Raw genomic sequence first — 23,953 nt, 5'->3', positions numbered from 1 at the left:
GCCTCGCGCCGGCCGCGACCGGCACCGACACCGGCGGCTCGATCCGCCAGCCCGCGTCGTTCGCGGGCGTCACCGGCATCAAGCCGACCTACGGCCGCGTGTCGCGCTACGGGATGATCGCGTTCGCGTCGTCGCTCGACCAGGGCGGCCCGATGGCGCAGAGCGCGTCCGACTGCGCGCTGCTGCTGAATGCGATGGCCGGCTTCGACGAGCGCGACTCGACGAGCCTCGAGCGCGACGACGAGGATTTCACGCGCCACCTCGGCCAGCCGTGGGCGGCCGGCAACGACGCGGGCAAGCCGCTCGCCGGCCTGCGCATCGGCCTGCCGAACGAGTATTTCGGCGATGGCCTCGCCGACGACGTGCGCGCGACGATCGACGCGGCGCTCAAGCAATACGAAGCGCTCGGCGCGACGCTCGTGCCGGTGTCGCTGCCGAAGACGGAACTGTCGATCCCCGTGTACTACGTGATCGCGCCGGCGGAAGCGTCGTCGAACCTGTCGCGTTTCGACGGCGTGCGCTTCGGCCACCGCGCCGCGCAGTACGGCGACCTGCTCGACATGTACAAGAAGTCGCGCGCGGAAGGCTTCGGGCCTGAAGTGAAGCGCCGGATCCTGGTCGGCACGTACGTGCTGTCGCACGGCTACTACGACGCGTACTACCTGCAGGCGCAGAAGATCCGCCGCATCATCGCGAACGATTTCCAGGAAGCGTTCAAGTCCTGCGACGTGATCATGGGCCCGGCGTCGCCGACGGTCGCATGGGATCTCGGCTCGAAGGGCGACGATCCGGTGCAGATGTATCTCGCGGATATCTACACGCTGTCGGTGAGCCTCGCCGGCCTGCCCGGCATGAGCGTGCCGTGCGGCTTCGGCGCGGGCGCGAATGCGAAGCGCCCGGTCGGCCTGCAGATCATCGGCAACTATTTCAACGAAGCCCGGATGCTGCAGGTCGCCGACGCGTTCCAGCGCGCGACCGACTGGCACAAGCAAGTTCCGGCAGGGGTGTAAGCATATGGCTACTCAATGGGAAGTCGTCATCGGTCTCGAGACGCACGCGCAACTGTCGACCGTCTCGAAGATTTTCTCCGGCGCGTCGACGCAGTTCGGCGCCGAGCCGAACACGCAGGCCTGCCCGGTCGACCTGGCGCTGCCGGGCGTGCTGCCGGTGCTGAACCGCGGCGCGGTCGAACGCGCGATCCGCTTCGGCCTCGCGATCGGCTCGACCATCGCGCCGCGCAGCATCTTCGCGCGCAAGAATTATTTCTACCCCGATCTGCCGAAGGGATATCAGATCAGCCAGTACGAGATTCCGGTCGTGCAGGGCGGCCAGATCACGATCCAGGTGCCCGCCAACGAAAAGGCCGGCAAGGAAGCGTACGAAAAGACGGTCAACCTGACCCGTGCGCACCTCGAGGAAGATGCGGGCAAGTCGCTGCATGAAGACTTCGCCGGGATGACCGGGATCGACCTGAACCGCGCGGGCACGCCGCTGCTCGAGATCGTCACCGAGCCGGAAATGCGCAGCGCGGCCGAGGCGGTGGCCTATGCGAAGGCGCTGCACGGGCTCGTCGTGTGGCTCGGTATCTGCGACGGCAACATGCAGGAAGGCTCGTTCCGCTGCGATGCGAACGTGTCGGTGCGTCCGGTCGGCCAGGAGAAGTTCGGCACGCGCGCGGAAATCAAGAACCTGAACTCGTTCCGGTTCCTCGAGGAAGCGATCAACTACGAAGTGCGTCGCCAGATCGAGCTGATCGAGGACGGCGGCGAAGTCGTGCAGGAAACGCGCCTCTACGATCCGGACAAGCGCAAGACTGAATCGATGCGCAGCAAGGAAGACGCGCACGACTACCGCTACTTCCCCGACCCCGACCTGATGCCGCTCGTGATCGGCCAGGACTGGATCGAGCGCGTGCAGTCCGGGATGCCCGAGCTGCCGGCCGCGATGCAGCAGCGCTTCGCCGACGAATACGGCGTGTCCGCGTACGACGCGGGCGTGCTGACGTCGAGCAAGGCGATGGCCGCGTACTTCGAGGCCGTGGTCGCGAAGGCCGGCACCGCGAACGCGAAGATCGCCGCGAACTGGCTGATGGGCGACGTTTCGTCGCAGCTGAACCGCGACGGCATCGAGATCGACGCGATTCCGGTTTCGGCCGCGCAGCTCGCGCTCGTGCTGCAGCGCATCGCCGACGGCACGATCTCGAACAAGATCGCGAAGGAAATCTTCGCGACGATCTGGGACGAGAAGGCGACCGACGAAGGCGCGGCCGACCGCATCATCGACGCGAAGGGGCTGAAGCAGATCTCCGACACCGGCGCGCTGGAAGCGATCATCGACGAAGTGCTCGCGGCGAACGCGAAGTCGGTCGAGGAATTCCGTGCAGGCAAGGAAAAGGCGTTCAACGCGCTGATCGGCCAGGCAATGAAGGCGACGAAGGGCAAGGCCAATCCGCAGCAGGTCAACGAGCTGCTGAAGAAGAAGCTCGGCTGAGCATGGCCGCGCGCCTGAACCGCGCATGACGACGGGCCGCCCCGAACCGGATCGGGGCGGCCCGTTGCGTTTTGGTGGATGCGTTATCGTATGCACCACAGCGTCCAACGGAGGAACGAATGGCGAAACAACCGTCGCTCGACGATTTCCGCGTGCCGTACTGCACGCGCGAGAAGGAAGCCGCAGCATTCAAGCTCGATGCGTTCGACCCGGCCGCGAAGCCGTTCTCGTCCGGTTCGAAGGACGACGACCGCGCGCGGCTGTCGGCCGTGTCGACCGAGCTCGACGTGCAGCAGGAGCGCCTGCACACGCAGCAGAAGAAGCGCGTGCTGCTCGTGCTGCAGGGGATGGACACCAGCGGCAAGGACGGCACCGTGCGCGCGGTGTTCCGCGAGGTCGATCCGCTCGGCCTGCGCGTCGTGTCGTTCAAGGCGCCCACGCCGATCGAGGCCGCGCACGACTTCCTGTGGCGCGTGCATGCGCAGGTGCCGGCCGCGGGCGAGCTCGCGATCTTCAACCGCAGCCACTATGAAGACGTGCTCGTGCCGCGCGTGCTCGACCTGATCGACACGAAGGAATGCGAGCGCCGCTACCGGCAGATCCGCGATTTCGAGACGATGCTGGTCGAGAACGGCACGACGATCATCAAGTGCTTCCTGCACATCTCGAAGGACGAGCAGCGCGCGCGGCTGCAGGCGCGCATCGACGATCCGACCAAGCACTGGAAGTTCGACATCTCCGATCTCGACGCGCGCAAGCACTGGGACGCGTACCAGTCCGCCTACCGTGACGCGCTCGCCGCGACGTCCGCCGAGCATGCGCCGTGGTACGTGATCCCGGCGAACTCGAAGACGCACCGCAACGTGATGATCGCCGAGCTGCTGCTGCGCACGATGACCGACATGAAGCTGGAATTCCCGCCGCCGAAGCCCGAGCTCGAAGGCGTGAAGATCCGCTAAGCTGCCCCCCTGAAAAACATCGAACTGAACGGAATCCGACATGATGCGAGTGATTACCGCCAACCTGAACGGCATCCGCTCCGCCGCGAAGAAGGGCTTCTTCGAGTGGCTCGGCGAACAGAACGCCGATTGCGTGTGCGTGCAGGAAATCAAGGTCTCGGCCGATGATCTTCCGGCCGAATTCGTCGAGCCGCACGGCTTCAAGAGCTATTTCCACCACGCCGAGAAGAAGGGTTACAGCGGCGCGGGCGTGTACAGCCGCCGCGAGCCCGATGACGTGATCATCGGCTTCGGCAGCAGCGAATTCGATGCCGAAGGGCGCTATGTCGAGGCGCGCTACGGCAAGCTGTCGGTCGTGTCGGTGTACGTGCCGTCCGGCTCGAGCGGCGAAGAGCGCCAGCAGGCGAAGTACCGCTTCATGGACGAGTTCATGCCGCACCTCGCCGCGCTGAAGAAGAAGCGCGAGGTAATCCTGTGCGGCGACGTGAACATCGTCCACAAGGAAATCGACATCAAGAACTGGAAGAGCAACCAGAAGAACTCGGGCTGCCTGCCGGAAGAGCGCGAATGGCTCACGAAGCTGTTCGACGATGTCGGCTATGTCGACGTGTTCCGCACGCTCGATCAGCGCCCGGAGCAGTACACGTGGTGGAGCAACCGCGGCCAGGCGTATGCGAAGAACGTCGGGTGGCGGATCGATTACCAGATCGCGACGCCGGGTATCGCCGGCACCGCGAAAAGCACGTCGATCTTCAAGGACATCAAGTTCAGCGACCATGCGCCGCTGACGGTGGACTACGACTACAAGAAGTGATGTTCCGCGAGTGACGTTCCGCGCTGCGCCGCGCGCGCAGCAGCCGGATGTAAAAACGGGCCGCATGTCGAACATGCGGCCCGTTTCGCTTGGGGCGGCGATCGTGCGTATCGCCTTCGGCGCTTATTGCTTGATCGACGCCATGTCGATCACGAACCGGTACTTCACGTCGCTCTTCAGCATCCGCTCGTAGGCCGCGTTGATCTGCTGCATCGGAATCGTTTCGATATCCGACGTGATCCCGTGCTCCGCGCAGAAGTCGAGCATTTCCTGCGTTTCCGCGATCCCGCCGATCAGCGAGCCCGCGAGGCGGCGGCGCTTGAAGATCAGGTTGAACACCTGCGGCGACGGATGGTCGTGCTCCGGCGCGCCGACCAGCGTCATCGTGCCGTCGCGCTTGAGCAGGTGCAGGAACGGGTTCAGGTCGTGCTGCGCGGCGACCGTGTTCAGGATGAAGTCGAAGCTGTTCAGGTGCGCGTTCATCTGCGCCTCGTCCTTCGAGATCACGACTTCGTGCGCGCCGACCCGCTTGCCGTCCTCGATCTTCGACGGCGACGTGGTGAACAGCACGACGTGCGCCCCCATCGCGCGCGCCAGCTTCACGCCCATGTGGCCGAGGCCGCCGAGCCCGACGATGCCGACCTTCTTGCCGGGGCCGACATTCCACTGCCGCAGCGGCGAGTAGGTCGTGATCCCCGCGCACAGCAGCGGCGCGGCGCCGGCCGGGTCGAGCGTCTCGGGCACGCGCAGCACGAACGCCTCGTCGACGACGAGCTGCGTCGAATAGCCGCCGAACGTGATGTCGCCCGTCACGCGATCCTGGCCGTTGTAGGTGCCGACGAAGCCGTTCTCGCAATATTGCTCGAGGCCTTCTTCGCAGCTCGTGCAGGTGCGGCACGAATCGACGAGGCAGCCGACGCCGACCAGCTCGCCGACCTTGAAGCGCGTCACGTCCGGGCCGGTCGCGGTCACGCGGCCGACGATTTCATGGCCCGGCACGACCGGATAGATCGTGTTGCGCCATTCGTTGCGGGCCTGGTGCAGGTCCGAGTGGCAGACGCCGCAGTAGAGGACGTCGATCTGGACGTCGAGGTCGCGCAGCGCGCGACGCTGGAATTCGAACGGGGCGAGCGGCGAGCGCGAATCGGTCGCCGCGTAGGCATAGGTAGTGCTCATGCGATGGGCTCCTTGTCCGGAAAGCATCCGGCGAAACAGACTGCCGTCGCATCATGTGGCGATGCGGCGAGGCAGGACGTCATCGTAAGGAGCGCGGCGCCGCAGTGAAATACCCGAAGGTCTGGAAGATTTGCCTATTCCTCTCTAACTGCGTGCAAACAGCCGTCAAAACACGTTCCAGGTGCTACATTGCGAGCCAGATTCTCTTGCCGGACAGGACCACGCAGATGAGCTTCGAGCCCCTTTTCACCGACACGGGCGACCGTGTGCAGCGCCGCATGGTCGAGCTGCATACGCGCCTCGCGCCGAACGAGGGCGACACGCTCGCGGCGCTCGACGGCGTGCGCTTCATCCGCGTGAGCCGTCCGGCGCCGCGCATGCCCGTGTTGTACGAGCCGAGCATCGTCGTCGTGTGCCAGGGGCGCAAGCTCGGCTATCTCGGCGAGCGTTCGTTCGTGTACGACGCGCAGCAGTATCTCGTGCTGTCGGTGCCGCTGCCGTTCGAATGCGAGACCTTCGCGAGCCATGACGAGCCGTTTCTCGCGATCTCGATCCGCGTCGATCTCGCGGTGATCGCCGAGCTCGCGATTCTGCTCGACGAGACGCTGGGTGCGCCCGTCAGCGAGCCGCTCGGCGTTGATTCGACGCCGCTCGACGCGCCGCTGGCGGATGCCGTGCTGCGACTGCTCGAAGCGCTCGCGTCGCCGCACGACACGCGCGTGCTGGGCCCCGCGATCATGCGCGAGATCGCGTATCGGGTGCTGACGGGCGAGCAGGGCGACGCGATCCGCGCGGCGCTCGTCCAGCAGCATCACTTCGGCCGCATCGCGAAGGCGCTGCGGCGCATCCATGCGGACCTGAAGGCCGATCTCGACGTCGAGACGCTCGCGCGCGAGGCCGGCATGAGCCTCGCGGTGTTCCACGCGCAGTTCAAGCACGTGACGGCGACGTCGCCGATGCAGTACGTGAAGGCGGCACGCCTGCACCAGGCGCGGCTGATGATGGTGCAGGACGGGATCGGCGCCGGCGCGGCGGCCGCGCGGGTCGGCTATGCGAGCGCGTCGCAGTTCAGCCGCGAGTTCAAGCGGCTGTTCGGCCGCAGTCCGGGTGACGAGGTGCGCTGGATGCGCGAAAGCGGCGCGCGGCCGGTCGGCGATCGGGCGGAGATCGACCTGACGACCTGAGCGAACGGCGGCGCGCAGCGGCAGTGCCACGCGTGGGGAGGCGACGTGTCGCGCTGCCGCATCCTCAGCGTCGCACGACCTTGCGACGCTGCGCGCTGATGCCCGCGTAGTCGGGCAGTGTGTCGACGCGCTTGCCCACGGCCTTCGCGTACAGCGGCATGAGATCCGGGAGGCGGTTCAGCAGATCCTGGCGGCGGGCGGTGCTGTACGGGTGCGTATAGATGAAGCCCGTCGCCTTGTTCCCGCGTGTCGCGACCGCGAGCTTGTCCCACAGCGTGATCGCCGCGCGCGGATCGAAGCCCGCGCGTGCGGCGATGTCGCCGCCGATCACGTCGGCTTCGGTCTCGTCGGTCGGGTCGTAGTGGAGCGACTGCAGGCGTTCGCCGAGGTTCAGTGCCTGCGGCAGCGGCTCACCGACGCCGAACAGCGGCGGCAACGCGGCCGCGCGGAGCGACGTCTGCGAGGTCGCGCTGAAGTTGCTGCGCGCGTGTTCGCGCAGCGCATGCGCGATGCCGTGCGCGAGCAGCACGCCGAGCTCGTCGTCGTTCAGGCGGACGCGGTCGAGCAGGCCGCCGTACACGAGCACCTTGCCGCCCGGCAGGCAGGTCAGGCGAATGTCGCGCGAGCGGATCGCGTTGACGTCCCACGCCCAGCTCTTCACGCGGTCGTTCCATTTCACCGAATACGGCGCGAGCTTCGCGACGATCGCGCGCAGGCGCTTCACGCGCGGCTGGTTCGCCGGCAGCAGGCGGTTGCTGTCGGCGGCCGCCTGTACGATCTGCGCGTATTCGTTCGCGGTGAGCTGCTCGAGCAGTGGCGACGGGATCAGCGTGCGGAAGGCAATGGCGTCGCCGTAGCGGACCTGCTGCGATGTCTGCGCATAAGCCTTCGCCGACGCGGCGCCGCCGGTCGGCTGCGCGGGTTCGGCGGTGGCCGGCGCGACGGATGCGGCGGAAGTCGCAGGCGCGGCCGGAATAGCGGGTGCGGCAGCCGGCGTGGAGCCCGCTGCAGTCGCGGCGGTGTCGGACGCGTGCGCCCACGTCGCGGTGAGCGCGGCGGCGCCGACGCTCAACGAAGCCGCCACGCGCGCGAGGCGATGCAGGCCGTTACTGCGCACGGCTGGCCTCGCCATTGCGTGCGGTCCCGTTCCACGGCGCGATCTTGAACAGCAGCAGCATGCCGGGAATCGCGAGCGCGGTGCACACGATGAAGTAGTCGAACCAGCCGATCTTCGCGACGATGAAGCCGCTCGCGGCCGACGCGAGCGTGCGCGGCACCGACGCGAGGCTCGTGAACAGCGCGAACTGCGTGGCCGTATAGCGCGGGTCGGTCGTGCTCGCGATGTACGCGACGAACGCGGCCATCGTCAGGCCGGTGGTGAAGGTTTCGAAGCCGTACACGAGCGCGAGCGCAACGGTCATCGGGCTGAATTGCGGGGTGACCGCGATGCCGAACACCGACAGCACCGACGCGATCGCATGGCTCGTCGACACGGTGAAGTCGTAGAGCACCGCGAGCACGGGCGAGCCGGGGCCGAGCTGCGCGAGCCACGCGAAGCCGAGCGTCGACACCATCTGCAGCGCGCCGAAGATCCACAGCCCGCGACCGATGCCGATCTTCACGAGCCAGACGCCGCCGATGATGCCGCCGGCGACGCTCGCGACGAGCGCGGTGGTCTTCGCGACGATGCCGATCTCGGTGCGCGAGAAGCCGATGTCGAGGAAGAACGACGTCGACAGCGTGGTGGCCATCGTGTCGCCGATCTTGAACAGGAAGATGAACGCGATGACGAGCAGCGCACCGGCCCAGCCGTCGCGCTGGATGAATTCGCGGAACGGCAGAACGATCGCGTCGCGCAGGTTGCGCGGCGGCGCGCCGATCACTTCGGGCTCGCGCACGACGAGCGTCATCAGGATGCCCGGCAGCATGAACGCGCCGGTGAGCGCGAACACGACGTCCCACGGCAGGTGGTCGGACAGGATCAGCGCCAGCGAGCCGGGGATCAGCGCGGCGAGCTTGTACGCGTTCACGTGGATCGCGTTGCCGAGGCCCTGCTCGGTATCGCGCAGCAACTCGCGGCGATAGGCGTCGATCACGATGTCGGCGCTTGCGCCGAAGAACGCGACGAGCGTGGTGAGCGCGGCGACCGTCCAGATCGAGTCGCGCGGCGACACGAAGCCGAGCGCGGCGATCGCGCCCGCGACCAGCAACTGCGTGAGCAGCAGCCAGCCGCGCCGGCGGCCCGGCCGCCAGCCGGGCAGGCGCGGGACGTAGCGGTCCATCAGCGGCGCCCACAGGAACTTCCACGTGTACGGGAACTGGATCAGCGCAAACAGGCCGATTTCCTTCAGGTTCACGCCCTCGGAGCGCAGCCATGCCTGCACGAGGTAGACGAGCGTGAAGAGGGGCAGACCTGACGTGAAACCGAGGAACACGCAGATCAGCATGTGCGTGTTCAGATAGGCTCGCCAGCCGGGGTGATCCTCGTGAGCGGTGAGTGCGGGCGCCTCGTGTGGCGTTTTCGACATGGACTGGAACTGGATAGCGTTGACTGATTGCGGCGGCAGCGCAGGCGGCGCGGGTCGCGCAGCGGCTCGGCCGCACGTGCGTGCGGGCCGACGGCGTACGTCAACGGCTCCCCGGCTCAGCTGCGCTTGACGCGGTAGACAGCAAGACTACCACGCCAGTTCGCTCCCCATCGAATCGGCTGGCCTTCGTGCAGCACCACGCGGTCGAGGATCGTCACGCCGACTTCGGGCGCGAGCGCCTCGAAATCCTCGATCGTCAGCACCCGGACGTTCGGCGTGTTGTGCCACTGGTAAGGCAGCGACTTCGACACCGGCATCCGGCCGTTCAGCACCGACAGCCGGTGCGGCCAGTAGCCGAAGTTCGGGAACGACACGATGCATTCGCGCCCGACCCGCGCGGTTTCGCGCAGGATCGCGGCCGTCTGGTGAATCGTCTGCAATGTCTGCGACAGGATCGCGATGTCGAAGCTGTGGTCCTCGAACAGGCGCAGGCCGTCTTCCAGGTTCTGCTGGATCACGTTGATGCCGTTCTTCGCGCTCGCGAGCACGCCCGCGTCGTTCAGCTCGATCCCGTAGCCGGTCACGTCCAGTTCTTCCATCAGCAGCGCGAGCAGTGAGCCGTCGCCGCAACCGAGGTCGAGCACCGTCGAGCGCGGCTCGACCCAGCGCGCGATCGTGCGGAAGTCCGCGCGCGCGGACAGGGAATTCAGCGCTTGCTGGTTCATGCGCTCACCTCGTTGGCGATTCGTTCGTAATACGCGCGGATCAGGTTGTGATAGCGCGCGTCGTCGAGCAGGAACGCGTCGTGGCCGTGCGGCGCGTCGATTTCCGCGTAGCTGACCGTGCGCTTGTTGTCGAGCAGCGCCTTCACGATCTCGCGCGAGCGGGCCGGCGCGAAACGCCAGTCGGTCGAGAAGCTCGCGATCAGGTATTTCGCCTGCGTGTGCGCGAGCGCGGCGGTCAGGTTGCCGTCGAACGCCTTGGCCGGATCGAAGTAATCGAGCGCGCGCGTGATCAGCAGGTAGGTGTTCGCGTCGAAGTAGTCGGCGAACTTGTCGCCCTGGTAGCGCAGGTACGACTCGACCTCGAACTCGACGTCGAAGCTGAAGTTGTACGCGTCGAGCGCGCCGTCGGCGCGGCGCAGCGCACGGCCGAATTTCTCGGCCATGTCGTCGTCGGACAGGTACGTGATGTGGCCGATCATCCGCGCGACGCGCAGGCCGCGCTTCGGCTTCACGCCGTGCGCGTAGTAGTCGCCGCCGTGGAAATCGGGATCGGACAGGATCGCCGAGCGCGCGACCTCGTTGAACGCGATGTTCTGCGCGGACAGCTTCGGCGTCGACGCGATGTCGATGCAGTGCGCGACGCGCTCCGGATACATCAGGCTCCACGCGAGCGCCTGCATCCCGCCGAGGCTGCCGCCCATCACCGCGGCGAAGCGCTCGATGCCGAACGCATCCGCGACGCGCGCCTGCGCGTGCACCCAGTCCTCGACGGTGACGACCGGAAAGCTTGCGCCGTACGGCTTGCCGGTGGACGGGTCGACGCTCATCGGGCCGGTCGAGCCGAAGCACGAGCCGAGGTTGTTCACGCCGATCACGAAGAAGCGGTTGGTGTCGAGCGGCTTGCCCGGGCCGACCATGTTGTCCCACCAGCCGGTGCTGCGCGGATCGTCCGCGTAGACGCCGGCGACGTGGTGCGACGCGTTGAGCGCGTGGCAGACGAGCACCGCGTTCGAGCGCGCGGCGTTGAGTTCGCCGTACGTCTCGACGACGAGCTGATAGTTGCCGATCACGCTGCCGCTTTGCAAGCGCAGCGGTTCGGCGAAGTGCATGGTCTGTGGAGCGACGATGCCGATCGATTCCATTCGTTCCGCCTTATGACTGGGCAGCTAAATGGTGTCGGCGATGCGCGGAGTCGGAGATGCGCGGCTGACGACCTCTTTAGCCGCATTTGTAGTGAACCGCCGGGCGAGGACGAATCAAGGCCCTGGCTGGTTCGCGCGCCCGCAATCGAGTCAGCAAATCGGCGCGTTTCTGGCTGCCGCCCGAGGGGCGGCAGTCGGCAAAGTATAGCGGAAATTGCCCGGAGCGCGTTGGGGTGGCGCCGGGCGGGCCGGCTGGCGCCGCCGCGGCTGACACAGGTCCCGGCGGTGGCGCCGGGCGAGGCGCGACGGCGGGCGGCTCGCTGCGCCAGCCCGGCCACCGCGTCGCATCGCATGCTCACCACCGGTATTTCGCCGCGAATTCGCCCTTGACCACCGCGTAGTCGGACAGATTCGCGTCGACGCCGAGGCCGGCCGACACCGCGAAACGCTTCGACACCTGCCCGGTCGCGCGGCACGCTGAACGAGAACGCGTTGCCGTCGAGCGTCAGCGACCGCGCACCGGGGCCGTGCCACCAGCTCGCCTCGACGTAAGGCCGCAGTTCGCGCCCCGGCGCGACGGCGGTGACGCCGTGCACGCGTACGCCGACGCGGGTCAGTACGTCGGTCGAGCCCTGGCCGTCGAGGTAGCCGCCCGCCGCGGCGTGGGCCGCCGCGCGATAGTCGGACACGACGAGCTGCGCCTGCGGTTCGACGAAGAAGCGCGTATTGCCGCGCGTGTAGAAGCGGAACGAATGGCCTGCCTCGAGCGACCCGGTGACCGTGCGCGACCGGTACGAATCGCCGGCGAGGCTGCCGCCGACGCGGTTGGCATAGGTGCCATACAGAAACCACGCGTCGACATACGGGCCGGACAGGATGTCGTGGCTGCCGTACCAGGTGCCGTACAGCCCGACGTTGTAGCCTTCGACGCTGCCGCGCGCGGTGGCGTCTGCCGTGCGTTGCTCGGCCGCGTTCCACAGCGCGCGCGTCGACCAGCTCGTCTGGCTGCCGTAGAGGCCCATCGCGCCGACCCGGATGCGGCCGCCGCGGCCATCGTCGAAGCGGAGCAGGTCGGCGCCTGCGTGAAGCAGCCGGCCGTTGCCCGACACGCTGCGTGCGCCGCCGGACATCGACGTGAACTGGCCTTCGGCGCGCATCCAGCCGGCGCCGTCGAGCGGGCCCGCAGCCGCGCCGTCGGTGCGCAGCGAACGATCCTCGCGCTGACGCAGCGTGTGGATCACCATCGCCGCGGCTGCGTCGGCGTTCGCGAGATAGGCATCGGGTTCGGGCGCGATGGTTCGCGGCGGCGGTATGGTTTCCGGGTCGACGGGCGGTTCGGGCTTCGCGGCGGAAACGAGATACCAGTCGTCCGCGTGGCCGCCTTGCCCGCCACGCGCGAGCATGTAGTCGTAGCCGCCGGCGGACAGCGTGCCGAAGCCGCGGCGATAGCCGTCCGAGCCGGTATCGAGCGTAAACGCCGTGACGTCGGTCGTGCCGCCGTTGCGGGTCTCGACGAGCGGGATGCCGACCGTCGTTTGCGCACCCGAGCCGCCCGAATGCTTCACGACGAGGGCCGTGTTGCCCGATGCATGCCCGCCGTCGATCACGAGTTTGTCGGTGGGTGACGTGTCGTCGTGCAGCGTCGTGTAGACCAGCAGCCGGCCGTCGCGGGCCGTGTAGTCGCCGTTGACGACGAGCGAGCGCGGCGCGCCGGCGCCGGGCGCGGCGAATGCGATCGCCGAGTCGTTCAGCACGATCGAGCCGACCGTCGAATCGCCGGTGATGGTCCACTGGCTGCCGCTGTCGAGCGACAGCGCGCGAACCGCGTCGGTCGCGCCGGTCCAGGTGGACGCGCCGGATAGCGCGACGTCGGTGACGGCGGGTGTCGGGTTGCCGTCGTCGTCGGGCAGGTTGGCGATGTTGCCTTCGGCTTGCGCGCCGGTCTCAAGTGCCAGCCGCACTGGCGCGCCGGTCTCCGCGCGCACGGACAGCAGCGTGCCGTTGCCGCCTGCCGCGCGCGTGCCGTTGCGCAATGTGATGTCGGCATTGGATGCGGAGATCGCGCCGTGCCGTTCGCTGACGAGCGAGCCTTCGTCGACGGTCAGCGTGCCGCCGTGAATGGCCGCGGCATGCGAGCCGGCACCGGTCGCGCGCGTGTCGGTGCGGAACAGGTCGATCGTGCCGCCGGCACTCGCGTAGAGCGCATCGGCCTCGGCGCCGTGCGTCTCGACAGTCATGTCGGCAAGGGTGACGGTGGAGCCCTTGCCGCTGGACATCGCGCCGCGTGCGCGCTCGCCGCTTGTCGCAATGCTGCCGCGCGTCATTGCGACCTTGCCGCCGAGTCGGGCGAGTGCGCCGATCGAGCGGGCGCCCGTGGTGGTTACGTCCGTATCGATCGCTTGCACGAAGGGCGTCTCCGTGTATTCCTTCGACGCGTACAGCCCGTGAGCGCTCCGGCCGTGGGTGACGATGCGCGTGCGGGCAAGGTCGACGCCGCCCTCGCGGGTGTCCACGCCGAGCGCGTAGTCGCCGTCGGTTTCGAGGTGCGAGTCGCCGAATGACGCAGTCGAGGCGCCGGGCAGAAACAACACCGATGCATAGTCGCCGCTCGTCCTGATATCGGTGCGGATCAGCGTGGCCCGGATGCCGCCGTAATTGAGCGATACACCGACACCGAACAGGCCGCTGGTGCGGATCAGCGTGTCGGTCACGTCGACGGTGCCGTCCGGCACAAGGTTGGCCATGATGCCGTACGCCTCCTTTCCGCGCGTCACGATCACGCTATTGGAGAGGTCGAGCCGGCCCTTCGCGCCGTCGACGGACGCGCCGTGTGCATAGTCGCCATCGGTATCGATCGAGATGCGTTCCGCCGTAGCGCTGCCGCCGTAGCGGATGTCGATGCCGGCGCCGGAGCCGCCGCGAGTCCGGATTTCCGTATCGCGCAGTGCGAGGCGTGAGTTCGGGCCCCATGCGGCCGCGCCTGCGGCGCCGATGCCGGTCGAGAACACGCGAGTCTTGCCGGTGGTCGCCAAAAGGCCGCCGTTGACGGCGGCCAGCACGGCATCGCCGGATTCGCTCGTCGAATAGTCACCCGGCGCGACTTCGAGCACGATGCCGTCTGCGCGTTGCGGGCCGCTACCGGTGACCTGTGCGATGGACGGCCACGGCAGCGCCGCGCCGGCGAGCAGCGCCGAATACACCAGACGGCGGTTCTTGCAAACCTGTGGAACAAGGGGGCTCAAGTTCACCCGTACACCTCGAGTCGTGTTGAATGGGTGAAAATTAACTTGTTTGGGTTAATTGGGAAATCGGACGCGTTCGAATATTGCGAGTGGCGTGCACAGTGGGCGCGACGCAGAAAGGGGCGGGTGAGGCGCGGTGATTCGTTGGTGCGCGTTGACCGTGCGTTGACCGTGCGGTGGGCGCATAAGGCAGGAAGGCAGGAAGGCAGGAAGGCAGGAGGGAGTGCGCGGAAAGTCTGCCGACCGGCGGGACAGCCTGCGGGCGCGCGGAGGGTCGCGCCCGCAGGCCGCCGGACGGCAGACGCGTACCGGCCGACTGAAACCGGTGCGCTGGCGCGCGGGGTGCGCGCCGTATCGCCGCTTACTGATACATGATCGAGTACATCACGGACGTGTTCACCGTGCCCTGGCCGGCCGCGCCGCCGGTCGCGACGTATTGCGCGTAATACGGCAGGTCAGCTGCGCCGTTCGTCAGCGCGACCGCCTTCGAGTTTTCGTCGGCCTTGCCGAGCCCGATGTTGGTCGAGTCGCCGTTGAGCAGCCCGATCTCGACGTTCTTCGCCGAACCCGATGCGTTGAGCAACTGGCCGGTCGTCGAGTTGACCGTCGTGCCCGGCTCGAAGTGCGTATAGACGTTGCCCGAGGCCGGCGAGCAGTTCTTCAGGCCGATCTTGAACGGAGTACGGCCGGCCGTCGCGCCACCGGCCGCGAGCGCCGACGTCGACACCTTCGGCAGCGCGACCGTGAAGTCCTTGCCGCCAGTACCTGCGCCATCGATCGTGCAGGTTTGCGTGCCGATCTTGCCGTTGATGGTGAGCGTGCCGTCGGCGGCGTGCGAGATGGCCGGCAGGGCGGCTGCTGCGGCGACGGTGAGAGTGGCGATGCTCGACAGTGCGAATTTCATGTCAATTCCTTTAGTGCTATTTAAATAAATGGATATCGTCGTCAAATCATCCTTGTGCCATGGCTGGCAATTCGGATGACGCGTGACTTCTTCCATTGCTGATCCCCCGATGCAGTAGGGTCTACTGCGAAGCGGAAGCCTGGGTTGACCACCGACTGAACGGTGGCATTCGAGGAATGCCGGTGGCCCCGAAAGCGTTCGGTGGCCGATCGTTCCTCGCAAATTCAGTTTTGCTGAGCGACAGCGATCACTGGTAGCTCATCGTGAATGTCGCGACGCCTTTAACCGTTCCGGCGGAAACCGGGCCGGTGGCGATGTATTGCGCGCTTAGCGGAATGCTGGTCGTCGTAGCTGACGGTCCGACATACCATTGGTTCGGGTTGCCGGATGAAATTGAATCCGGGCCATAGCTGACTGGATTGCCATCTTTCAGAATCCGCAACTTGACGCCTTGTGCAGAGGAATCCTGAGTGAGTGTCAATTGGTCGGTCAAATTGCCCTGATCGGTCAGATCCGTCAGCGTCACATATACTTTTGAGCCTGATTTGCAGGACAGGCTGATGTTGAAATGGGTATCCCCGGCCGTCGCACCGATCGTCTTTAGTTTGCTGGCAGCAGTTGCCGGCAAAGGTACATTGATCGAGGGAGTCAAAACGCTGCAGCTTTCCTGCATTGTTTGAATGGTTGTGCCGTTTTTCTTCCAAAAAAACCGCCACGTCAGCGTGCGCTCACCGCTTGTTCGGTTGTAAATATTCATCATGAAGACGTATTCGCCCGTTAACCCGGCGCCTACGGGGAGGTAGTTGTATAGTTCATTGTTTACCTTGACCACCTCTATTTTTATTCTCAATTTTCCGGTAATTGGAAAGGTGTCCTTAATCGGCGGCTGCCATTCCTGGCCGGATCCTATCATTACTTCGCCAGAATCGGCATTGGTGATTCTGAATCCAATTGATCCCCAGTAACCCCCGCTTCTTGCGATGAATACATTTGGTATATTGGATAGTCGGTAGTCGACTGCAAATCCAATTCGCCATCCTCCTGCGCCGTGTGGGTTGGCCTGGCAGCTGTAGCCATATTCGAATATTCCGGATGCAAGCACCGTTCCGTTGGGGGCTCTCGGCGGAACGAGGATATTTCCGTCGTTGTATGTCCAGTCAAAGAAAGGGGATGGGTTGTATGGCACGTACTGGCATGTTTGTGCGTGAGACAATCCTCCGCCGAGCAGTATTGGCGACAGCCAGGTGATTAGCATTATTAAAATTTGGTTCTTTGACTTTCGCGAGATGAATTTCATGAAATTTGTTTTCTGGATTTGATGGTGAAAGCGTGCGGCGATATGCGAGGCGTCTTATTCTTTTGCCTTGGGCGGTGCGTAGTCGCATTTCGCATCCATGCGCTCGTATGCTGCATGTTTGCTGCGCTCCGTCGGCAACTGGTACGAAAACCTACAAGCATCGGCTGCACGATTACCCCATTTCGCCGTCAGCACGCCCGAGTCGTTCAAGCTGCGGGTGAATAGCGTGCCGCCTTGTCCCGACATGCCGATGGTCTTGTCGTCCGCATCGACCACAGTGCTGCCGAACGGCACGGGCTTGCCGTTCGGCTGGCGCATCGTCAGTAGCACGGCGCGACCGGTCGCTGTCTCGAACTTGAGCTTGACTACCGAATTCGCGCGCGGCGCGACCTGCTGACTGGTCGACAGCATCTCGACATCGAGTGGAATACCCTTCGGATCGAGATCGATCGTATTCAGCTGATACGGCGTCAGATTCGGGATCACCGCAAAGCCGCGCCGGTCGATGCGCACGTCGGTGCCGCTCGAGAGGCCTGCGCCGACGGCGTCCTTCGCCTCGACGATCGCGACTGTCTCACCGAGATCGTTGGCGAGCGTGACGCCGCCGGCGTGCCCGACGAGCGCGCCCGATACGCCGACGGATACGCTCGAGTAGCCACTGCCGCCGCTTGCGCTCCCCGAGAACGTCGCCCACGGGGCGCGATATTGCGCATTGCCGCCGCCGGATGTCGCACCATTGCCGGCGTTGACGTTGATGCCGTACGAGAATGCGCTGGACGTCCCGACGGTGCCGGTCAGCCCCATCTGGCCAGTCGTGCCGCCCTGGTTGTCGCGCGCGACGCTTGCGCTCAGCGTCGGTGCGTACGACCGCCGACCGAGCGGAACCGTGACGTTCGCATACACCTGATTGCTCAGTCGCCCCGTGAAGCCGTCGCGTTGCCGCGCGACCGACAGGTTGTAGCCCAGGTTGAGGCTGGCGACGCGCAGGCTGTTGTTGTAGCCGACCTGGAACTGCGTGGTCGTGCCCTGGCGGTTCCAGTAGCTGATCGTCGAACCCACCGCGAACAGCGTGCCGCGCCCTTCGCCGAGCGTCTGGTTCAGCGTCAGCTGGATCTGGTTGCGCTGCCGGAATGCGTTGTTCGGATCCATGCCGGCTGCCGCCTGTTCACGGGCGTACATCGTGTCGCGCATCGTCCAATAGCCGCGCGACGAATAGCGGTAAGCAGCGACCGCGATGTTGGTGCCGGTCTCCTCGATGGACTTGCTGTAGCTCACACGGACGCTCTGGCCGCTCGTTGCCGATACGCCCGGAATGCGCGCGCTCGCATGCGTGACGTCGACGGCGAGTGCGCCGACCGGCGTGTTGAACGCCGCGCCGACCAGCCCCGCCACGTAGTTTTCCGCCGCGATCGCGCCGACATAGCAGGTCAGCAGGTTGCTGATGCCGCGCTGATACGTGGCCTGCGCGAAATTCGGGTGGCGATTCAACCCCGCATCGCGCATCTGACCCACCGCAAACGCGTAGCGCGAGACGCCCGGGCGCATGGATTGCACGACGGCCGCATATGGCACCGTGAAGCTGTGCTTCCTGCCGTCCGCCTCGGTGACGGTGACAAGCAGGTTGCCGCCATAGCCGGTCGGATACAGATCGTTGATCTCGAACGGCCCCGGCGCAACGTTGGTTTCGTACAGCACGGTGCCGTTTTGCGTTACGTTGACGTGCGCGTTGGTCGTCGCGACGCCGCGAATGACCGGCGCATAGCCGCGCATCGAGTCGGGCAGCATGCGGTCGTCCGATTCAAGCGTGGCGCCGCGCATGCCCACGCTGTCGAACAGCGTGCCGTCGGTGTAGGTCTCGCCGATCTTCAGCTGGCTGCGCCATTTCGGCAGGTCGCGCTGCACGTAGGTATTGAGGCTCTGATAGCGGCTGTCGCCTTGCGATTGCGCGCTATAACTGCCGTTGTGCCGGAAATGCCAGTTCCCGATATTGACGCCCGCGTTCAAGCCCACGAATGACTGCGTGCTTGCGTAGCCTGACGAGGTATTGCGGAACAGGTTCGCGCTGTATTTGAGCGTCGCGCTCGGCACGCCGCTGTCCCACAGCGTCGGGCTCACGTAACCGCGCGGATTGCGCAGCAGCGCCGCCTGCGGGATGCTGACGTTGATGCGCAGTTCCGACAGGTCGAATTCGTATCTTGCCTCTGCGACGAGCTTGTCGATGTCGGTGCACTCGCCAACCTGCACGCGCGCCAGTTCGTCGCGTGCGGCGTCGGTCAGCGCCGCATCGTCGAGGCCGAGCCTCGCGACGAGCGCGCGGTCGAAGCACGGCACCGCATTGGTTTCGCCGGCTTTCGCGTCGAAACGCACCGTTGATCGGCCATTCCATGTCCCGTTGACGTAGAGATCCACCAGGTAGTCGCCCGCCTGAACCGGATTGCCTTGCGCGAAGCGATCGACATCGAGCCGTTGCCCGCGCGGCTTCATCATCAGCGTGTCATTGAAGTGGACCTGAGCCACCTGGAGAGGGGCGTCGGACCTACCGGGCGTGACGACGGCGAACCCGTCGGCAGTCCAACTGCCGAGCGCCGCCATCACGAGCAGATAGCCCGGTTTGGGCGTGAGGCCCGTGATGGCTTCGAGTGGCTGAATAGGATGATTCGCTCGCATGAATTCAATGTGTTGATGCCGCATCGTCATGGCGCGAGCGACGGTATGCCTGCGCCGGTGCGATCGCCGCACCGCCGGTTAGCAACGGGTTGATTCAGGGACGCGGTGCGTCAGTGCGCTTTCTTTGGCGCGTACTTGCCTTCGACGCCACCGCCGTAATCATTGAGGAACGTGTAGTCGACCTCGATCGGCCCGGTGGGCAGCGACGAGACGTGGCCGACGTCGAACTGTTCGGTTGCGTTGGGCTTGACCATGCCGCCCATGTCGTTGGTCCGGGACGTGCCGCCTGCCTTGACGGTCAGCTTCGTGAACGTCACGTGGTAGGGCGTCGGATTCGTTGCCTGCAGCGCATAGCCGCCGCCCGCCTTGGGGGCGAAGTTCCACGTGACCTGTTCCGCGGACTCGTCGGCCGCGCCTTGCAGGGCGGTGGGGCGGAAAAACAGCTTGATGCGCGAACGAAACGCGAGCTGCAGCAGGTTTGGCGATTCGGGATCGTCCGCCGCCTGGGGAGGCACGTCGAGCACGTTGAGCCAATACAGGGTTTCCTTGTCCTGTGCGAGCGGTTCCTTCGTATAGATCAGCCGCAGGCTCTGGCCCTTCTTCGGGTCGAGGCGGAACAGCGGCGGCGTCAGCATGAAGGGCACCTTCGTGTCGTCGGGCAGCGCATTGGGATGGCCGTCGTCGATCCACGCCTGCACGAGCGACGGTCTCTCCCCCTCGTTGGTCAATTTCACCGTGACCTCGCGCTCTTTTTCGGGATAAACCACGCGCGTCCCGCCGATCACCACGCTTGCGTCGGCGACGCCGGCGCAAGCGAGCGACGCAACCAGCACGGCGGCGCTCGCGCTCGAACACCAGTTCGTTGACACTGTCATTATTTAGTTTTCCTTATCTATAGAAGGGGGAGCGCTACCGGCATGATGCGGCCCGAGCCGCCGGTGCTGCACGATTCGGGCCGTGCGTTGCGAGATGGATTACTGGTACGCGACCGAGTACATGACCGACGTGCCGACCGTACCTGCGGTGGCGGCGCCGCCGGTCGCGACGTATTGCGCGTAGTAGTCAAGCGTTGCCGAGCCGCCCGAGATCGGGACGACCTGCGAGTTCTGCTGCGCCAGGGCCGCGCCGAGCTTGATGTTCGAGCCGTCCTTGTTCAACAGGCCGACTTCGACGTTCGTCGCGTCCCCCGTCTTGTTGAACAGCTGACCGGTTTGCGCGTTGACGGTCGTGCCCGGCTCGAAGTACACCGACGCGTTGCCCGAGTTCGGCGAGCAGTTGGACAGCGCGATGCGGAACGGCTTGCGGCCGGCCGTCGAGCCCGATGCGGACAGCGACGACGTGGACACGTTGGGCAGCGTGACGGTGAAATCCTTGCCGCCGCCATCACCCGAGATCGTGCAGGTCTGGGCGGTGATTTCACCGGTGATCGTGATCGTGCCGTCTGCAGCTTGCGCGGACGAGGCCGCTCCGACGAGACCCGCCGTCGCCAGCAGAATGGAAAGTGCTTTCTTGGACATGTATGTACCTGTTAATGATGGCCTTGCGCCGCGAAGCGACGCACCGACGTTTCCTTGTCGCTGTGGGTCGCCGTCGCTGAAGCGGGTCGGCTGCAACAGCGGCTGGAAACTGGCGACATTATTTCCAAGTAAGGCATTTGTAAAAATTGGACGTTTCCTAATTGGCCAGGAAAAATCATCGAACGCGTACCGAATTTCGTATAAAAATAGTTAAGCGCGCGGGCGGTGCAAAGCGTGGCCGTCGGCGGGATCGCGCGCAATGCGACGCGCCGGCCTGTCCGGAGCACCGGAGAATTTTGGATTGGACTACGAAATGTTTAGGGCAAGCCTCGCATGCGAGCGAGGTACCCAATCCGGGTATCGGTCAGGTCGATTTCCGGAGGGCCGCTACGTTCCGTCCACGAAGCGCGTTGCCGGGCGTACGGTTGCTGCGTCTGCGCGGAAAGGCGATGCCGCTAGATCGGCGGGATCGAACCTGGCCGCCATCAAGAGCCTCACTGCAGGATCAGCCGCAGATGCGCATCGGCCTGTTCGCCGGGCGGTTTCTGGAATCCGCCCTTCGCGAAGCGGTGCCATCGGCCGATCACGTAGCTGACGAGCAGGCTCGCGCGGGCGGCCGGATCGTAGTCGGCCGGCAGCACGAACGGCAGCGCGCCGTCCTGCGGCGTGTTCGCCTCGGTGCGCGCGACGCGCAGGCATTGCTTGACGGTCGCCTCGATGCGGTCGAGCAACTGGTTCACGCGCTCGGTGAGCCGCTCGTCCTCGCCGACCAGCGCTTCGCCGGTCAGCACGCGGGTCATGCCGGGGTTCTTGGCGGCGAAGTTGAGCATCGTCAGCGCGATCGTGCGTGCCTGCTGCACGCCGTTCGGCTCCTTCGCGACGATCTGGTTCACGAGCCCGAACAGCGCCTGCTCGATGAACTCGATCAGCCCTTCGTACATCTTCGCCTTGCTGGGGAAGTGCCGGTACAGCGCGGCTTCCGACACGTCGAGCCGGGCCGCGAGCGCGGCGGTCGTGATTTTCTCGGGTTTCGGCGCCTCGAGCATCGCCGCGAGCGTCTGCAGGATCATCACGCGGCGCTCGCCCGGTTTCGGGCGCGCGCGGGACGGTGTGGCCTGGTCTTCCTTTACGGCTTGGTCCTGCGGGTAAGTCGGCTGCATTTTTGTCGCCCCGATCGTGTGCCCAGTCGCAGCGATTTTAACGAACGAATGCGCTGATCGACATAGTGGGGGCGTCCGGTAACCGGCAGATGGCCCGGCAGGTGCCCCGTGATCCATACCGTGCCGATGCCGAGACGCTTGTAGCGCTTCAGGTGGCCGCGCGTATCTTCGACGAGGATCGTGTCGGCCATGCGCGCATGGGCGGCGCGCAGCGTCCGGCGCAGCATCGTGTGATCGGGCTTCGCGCGCCAGGTGCGGCGGTCGCGCATGTGCTCGATCGCGATCACGCGCTCGAACAGCCGCTCGATGCGTAGCTCGCGCAGCACCGCGCGCGCATAGTTCTCCGGCGCGTTGGTCAGGATCAGCTTGCGGCCCGGCAGCGCGGCGACGATGCGCGCGAGGCCGCGCTCGGCGCGCACCATCGCCGGCAGGTCGGAAAACGTATGGACCGCGCGCAGGAAGTCGTGCGGGTCGATCGGATGGTGGCGCGTGAGGCCGAGCAGCGCGGCGCCGTAGCGCTCGGTGTAGCCGTTGCGCAGCCGGTCGGCTTCGGCGCGCCCGACCTGCAGCGCGTCGATGATGTACTGCGTCATCGCGCGGTTGATCTCGGGAAAGATCGCGTGCGATGCGTGGTGAAGGGTGTTGTCGAGATCGAACAGCCACACCGGCGCGCCGGCGCGGGGCCGGCTGCGCGACACGCGCCGGCGCCGCAGCGGGGCCGGCAAGTCGGGTGTGGCGGTCTTGCTGCGCTTGCTCAATGCGAGCGGATCATCGTGCCGAACGGCTGCTCGGTCAGGATTTCCAGCAGTACCGAGTGCTCGATCCGGCCGTCGACGATGTGCACCGACTTCACGCCGCTCTTCGCGGCGTCGAGCGCCGACGAGATCTTCGGCAGCATGCCGCCGGAGATCGTGCCGTCCTCGAACAGCGCGTCGATCTCGCGCGCGGACAGGTCGGTCAGCAGGTTGCCGTCCTTGTCCATCACGCCCGGGATGTTGGTCATCATCAGCAGCTTCTCGGCGTTCAGCACGGTGGCGAGCTTGCCCGCGACGAGGTCGGCATTGATGTTGTACGACAGGCCATCTTCACCGAAGCCGATCGGCGAGATCACCGGGATGAACGCGTCGTCCTGCAGCGCCTTCACGACCGCCGGGTTGATCGCCTCGACTTCGCCGACCTGGCCGATGTCGATGTACTGGCCCGGGTTGTCGCGGTCCGGCATCAGTAGCTTGCGCGCGTGGATCAGGCCGCCGTCCTTGCCCGTCAGGCCCACCGCGTGGCCGCCGAAGTGGTTGATCAGCATCACGATGTCCTGCTGCACTTCGCCGCCCAGCACCCATTCGACGACTTCCATCGTCTCTTCGTCGGTGACGCGCATGCCCTGGATGAAGGTGCCGGCCTTGCCGATCTTCTTCAGTGCGTGATCGATCTGCGGACCGCCGCCGTGGACGATCACCGGATTGATGCCGACCAGTTTCAGCAGGATCACGTCGCGTGCGAAGCCTTGCTTGAGCCGCTCTTCCGTCATCGCGTTGCCGCCGTATTTGATGACCACGGTCTTGCCGTGGTAACGGCGAATGTACGGCAGCGCCTCGGCGAGGATTTCTGCTTTCAGCGTGGGGGCGATCTGCGAGAGGTCGATGGGCTCGGACATGGCGGCGGCTCTGGCTGGGAACGGTTGAAACACGGCGAATTGTACAGGAGTGGCGCAGCGCAGCATCGGGTTTTTGGACGGGCCGGAACACCGGCGGCGCGGCCCGGGCACCGCGCGCGGCGGCCCGCCGGCTATGGCGCGGCGCGATGTGCGCCACGCTGCGGGCAGCGCTGTGCGGGTGGTGGCGGCGAGGGGGCGCGAGCATTGGAAATGGCCCTCGGCCGAACGGCCGGCGTGCAAAATCCGTTCGCCGCGCTATGCTTGTCGCGTAGGGCGGCTTCCCGCCCGCTCGAGCGCTTTAGCCATGACCGATTCCGCCGCCGACGCCCGTTCCGCCCCGCGCCGCGCGCGCTGCCCGCACTGCGGGCGCAGCTTCGACTGCGGCGCCCGCACGCAGCCGTTCGAATGCTGGTGCGCGTCGATGCCGGTCTTGCCCGGCGGTACGCCGCCCGTGGCCGGCGCACGCTGCCGCTGCCCCGAGTGCCTGGCCGACA

Annotated in this window: 20 protein-coding genes; 6 read left to right on the top strand and 14 right to left on the bottom strand. The window is 65.9% G+C overall.

From position 1 onward, the window contains the following. From G3N98_RS27760 to G3N98_RS27745, 4 genes are all read left to right on the top strand, one after another. Positions 1-1,010: amidase family protein (locus G3N98_RS27760; RefSeq protein WP_206149857.1), on the top strand; the 1,010-nt coding region annotated here is incomplete at its 5' end. Positions 1,011-1,014: 4 nt separating this feature from the next. Then, positions 1,015-2,490, top strand: coding sequence for an Asp-tRNA(Asn)/Glu-tRNA(Gln) amidotransferase subunit GatB (gene gatB / locus G3N98_RS27755; protein WP_206149855.1), 1,476 nt, complete (start codon positions 1,015-1,017; stop codon positions 2,488-2,490). Positions 2,491-2,609: 119 nt separating this feature from the next. After that, positions 2,610-3,449, top strand: a complete 840-nt coding sequence (locus G3N98_RS27750; protein ID WP_089473738.1) for a polyphosphate kinase 2 family protein — start codon at positions 2,610-2,612, stop codon at positions 3,447-3,449. Between the two features lie 40 nt (positions 3,450-3,489). Next, the gene (locus G3N98_RS27745; protein ID WP_089431843.1) at positions 3,490-4,263 is read left to right on the top strand and encodes an exodeoxyribonuclease III; all 774 of its coding nucleotides are present in this window, start codon (positions 3,490-3,492) and stop codon (positions 4,261-4,263) included. A gap of 123 nt (positions 4,264-4,386) precedes the next feature. On the opposite strand, the gene G3N98_RS27740 is transcribed toward G3N98_RS27745, so the two are convergent. Further along, positions 4,387-5,439 carry an NAD(P)-dependent alcohol dehydrogenase gene (locus tag G3N98_RS27740; protein ID WP_206149853.1) on the bottom strand — a complete coding sequence of 351 codons (1,053 nt, stop codon included), beginning with the start codon at positions 5,437-5,439 and terminating at the stop codon, positions 4,387-4,389. Between the two features lie 227 nt (positions 5,440-5,666). Between G3N98_RS27740 and G3N98_RS27735 the strand changes: the two genes are divergently transcribed. After that, positions 5,667-6,623 carry an AraC family transcriptional regulator gene (locus tag G3N98_RS27735; RefSeq protein ID WP_206149852.1) on the top strand — a complete coding sequence of 319 codons (957 nt, stop codon included), beginning with the start codon at positions 5,667-5,669 and terminating at the stop codon, positions 6,621-6,623. Between the two features lie 64 nt (positions 6,624-6,687). Here G3N98_RS27735 and G3N98_RS27730 read toward each other — a convergent pair whose 3' ends face one another. The 13 genes from G3N98_RS27730 to argB all read right to left on the bottom strand — a co-directional run bounded on the left by G3N98_RS27730 (position 6,688) and on the right by argB (position 23,459). Then, positions 6,688-7,740, bottom strand: a complete 1,053-nt coding sequence (locus G3N98_RS27730; RefSeq protein ID WP_206149850.1) for a M48 family metallopeptidase — start codon at positions 7,738-7,740, stop codon at positions 6,688-6,690. After that, complete coding sequence (locus G3N98_RS27725; protein WP_206149849.1) at positions 7,730-9,151, bottom strand: AmpG family muropeptide MFS transporter; 1,422 nt, start codon at positions 9,149-9,151, stop codon at positions 7,730-7,732. The genes G3N98_RS27730 and G3N98_RS27725 overlap by 11 nt, the downstream gene beginning before the upstream one ends. A gap of 116 nt (positions 9,152-9,267) precedes the next feature. Next, positions 9,268-9,876, bottom strand: a complete 609-nt coding sequence (gene metW / locus G3N98_RS27720; RefSeq protein WP_006755281.1) for a methionine biosynthesis protein MetW — start codon at positions 9,874-9,876, stop codon at positions 9,268-9,270. Continuing rightward, positions 9,873-11,018, bottom strand: coding sequence for a homoserine O-acetyltransferase (locus G3N98_RS27715; protein WP_206149848.1), 1,146 nt, complete (start codon positions 11,016-11,018; stop codon positions 9,873-9,875). The genes metW and G3N98_RS27715 overlap by 4 nt, the downstream gene beginning before the upstream one ends. Further along, complete coding sequence (locus G3N98_RS27710) at positions 10,943-14,260, bottom strand: autotransporter outer membrane beta-barrel domain-containing protein (protein WP_241026109.1); 3,318 nt, start codon at positions 14,258-14,260, stop codon at positions 10,943-10,945. The genes G3N98_RS27715 and G3N98_RS27710 overlap by 76 nt, the downstream gene beginning before the upstream one ends. A 361-nt stretch (positions 14,261-14,621) precedes the next feature. Next, positions 14,622-15,164 carry a fimbrial protein gene (locus tag G3N98_RS27705; RefSeq protein WP_206149847.1) on the bottom strand — a complete coding sequence of 181 codons (543 nt, stop codon included), beginning with the start codon at positions 15,162-15,164 and terminating at the stop codon, positions 14,622-14,624. 247 nt (positions 15,165-15,411) lie between these two features. Further along, positions 15,412-16,461 carry a fimbrial protein gene (locus G3N98_RS27700; RefSeq protein ID WP_206149846.1) on the bottom strand — a complete coding sequence of 350 codons (1,050 nt, stop codon included), beginning with the start codon at positions 16,459-16,461 and terminating at the stop codon, positions 15,412-15,414. A 54-nt stretch (positions 16,462-16,515) separates the two neighbouring features. Then, positions 16,516-19,128, bottom strand: coding sequence for a fimbria/pilus outer membrane usher protein (locus tag G3N98_RS27695; protein ID WP_206149845.1), 2,613 nt, complete (start codon positions 19,126-19,128; stop codon positions 16,516-16,518). A gap of 110 nt (positions 19,129-19,238) precedes the next feature. Further along, positions 19,239-20,003, bottom strand: a complete 765-nt coding sequence (locus G3N98_RS27690; RefSeq protein ID WP_206149844.1) for a fimbria/pilus periplasmic chaperone — start codon at positions 20,001-20,003, stop codon at positions 19,239-19,241. Between the two features lie 99 nt (positions 20,004-20,102). After that, the gene (locus G3N98_RS27685; RefSeq protein WP_206149843.1) at positions 20,103-20,645 is read right to left on the bottom strand and encodes a fimbrial protein; all 543 of its coding nucleotides are present in this window, start codon (positions 20,643-20,645) and stop codon (positions 20,103-20,105) included. Positions 20,646-21,139: 494 nt separating this feature from the next. After that, the gene (gene slmA, locus G3N98_RS27680) at positions 21,140-21,805 is read right to left on the bottom strand and encodes a nucleoid occlusion factor SlmA (RefSeq protein ID WP_206149841.1); all 666 of its coding nucleotides are present in this window, start codon (positions 21,803-21,805) and stop codon (positions 21,140-21,142) included. Next, positions 21,772-22,563, bottom strand: a complete 792-nt coding sequence (locus G3N98_RS27675; RefSeq protein ID WP_206149840.1) for a pyrimidine 5'-nucleotidase — start codon at positions 22,561-22,563, stop codon at positions 21,772-21,774. The genes slmA and G3N98_RS27675 overlap by 34 nt, the downstream gene beginning before the upstream one ends. Continuing rightward, on the bottom strand, positions 22,560-23,459 hold the full coding sequence (gene argB / locus G3N98_RS27670; RefSeq protein ID WP_006490510.1) for an acetylglutamate kinase: 900 nt from the start codon (positions 23,457-23,459) through the stop codon (positions 22,560-22,562). Before argB ends, G3N98_RS27675 begins: the two co-directional genes overlap by 4 nt. 304 nt (positions 23,460-23,763) lie before the next feature. Here argB and G3N98_RS27665 point away from each other — a divergent pair. After that, positions 23,764-23,953 (top strand): cysteine-rich CWC family protein (locus G3N98_RS27665; RefSeq protein WP_206149838.1); only part of this gene is annotated, 190 nt, incomplete at its 3' end.

It is taken from the genome of Burkholderia sp. Tr-20390, from assembly GCF_017104595.1.
Lineage (GTDB): Bacteria > Pseudomonadota > Gammaproteobacteria > Burkholderiales > Burkholderiaceae > Burkholderia.
The sequence above is the reverse complement of the archived record's forward strand: the minus strand, read 5'-3'. Positions and strand labels throughout refer to the sequence as shown.

What these genes read in the sequence shown, in the direction of transcription:
- G3N98_RS27705 (WP_206149847.1), bottom strand. Translation starts at nt 15,164, where the DNA reads ATGAAATTCGCACTGTCGAGCATCGCCACTCTCACCGTCGCCGCAGCA.
- G3N98_RS27725 (WP_206149849.1), bottom strand. Translation starts at nt 9,151, where the DNA reads ATGTCGAAAACGCCACACGAGGCGCCCGCACTCACCGCTCACGAGGAT.
- argB (WP_006490510.1), bottom strand. Translation starts at nt 23,459, where the DNA reads ATGTCCGAGCCCATCGACCTCTCGCAGATCGCCCCCACGCTGAAAGCA.
- G3N98_RS27745 (WP_089431843.1), top strand. Translation starts at nt 3,490, where the DNA reads ATGATGCGAGTGATTACCGCCAACCTGAACGGCATCCGCTCCGCCGCG.
- slmA (WP_206149841.1), bottom strand. Translation starts at nt 21,805, where the DNA reads ATGCAGCCGACTTACCCGCAGGACCAAGCCGTAAAGGAAGACCAGGCC.
- G3N98_RS27740 (WP_206149853.1), bottom strand. Translation starts at nt 5,439, where the DNA reads ATGAGCACTACCTATGCCTACGCGGCGACCGATTCGCGCTCGCCGCTC.
- G3N98_RS27735 (WP_206149852.1), top strand. Translation starts at nt 5,667, where the DNA reads ATGAGCTTCGAGCCCCTTTTCACCGACACGGGCGACCGTGTGCAGCGC.
- gatB (WP_206149855.1), top strand. Translation starts at nt 1,015, where the DNA reads ATGGCTACTCAATGGGAAGTCGTCATCGGTCTCGAGACGCACGCGCAA.
- G3N98_RS27700 (WP_206149846.1), bottom strand. Translation starts at nt 16,461, where the DNA reads ATGAAATTCATCTCGCGAAAGTCAAAGAACCAAATTTTAATAATGCTA.
- G3N98_RS27685 (WP_206149843.1), bottom strand. Translation starts at nt 20,645, where the DNA reads ATGTCCAAGAAAGCACTTTCCATTCTGCTGGCGACGGCGGGTCTCGTC.
- G3N98_RS27695 (WP_206149845.1), bottom strand. Translation starts at nt 19,128, where the DNA reads ATGCGAGCGAATCATCCTATTCAGCCACTCGAAGCCATCACGGGCCTC.
- G3N98_RS27715 (WP_206149848.1), bottom strand. Translation starts at nt 11,018, where the DNA reads ATGGAATCGATCGGCATCGTCGCTCCACAGACCATGCACTTCGCCGAA.
- G3N98_RS27750 (WP_089473738.1), top strand. Translation starts at nt 2,610, where the DNA reads ATGGCGAAACAACCGTCGCTCGACGATTTCCGCGTGCCGTACTGCACG.
- metW (WP_006755281.1), bottom strand. Translation starts at nt 9,876, where the DNA reads ATGAACCAGCAAGCGCTGAATTCCCTGTCCGCGCGCGCGGACTTCCGC.
- G3N98_RS27690 (WP_206149844.1), bottom strand. Translation starts at nt 20,003, where the DNA reads ATGACAGTGTCAACGAACTGGTGTTCGAGCGCGAGCGCCGCCGTGCTG.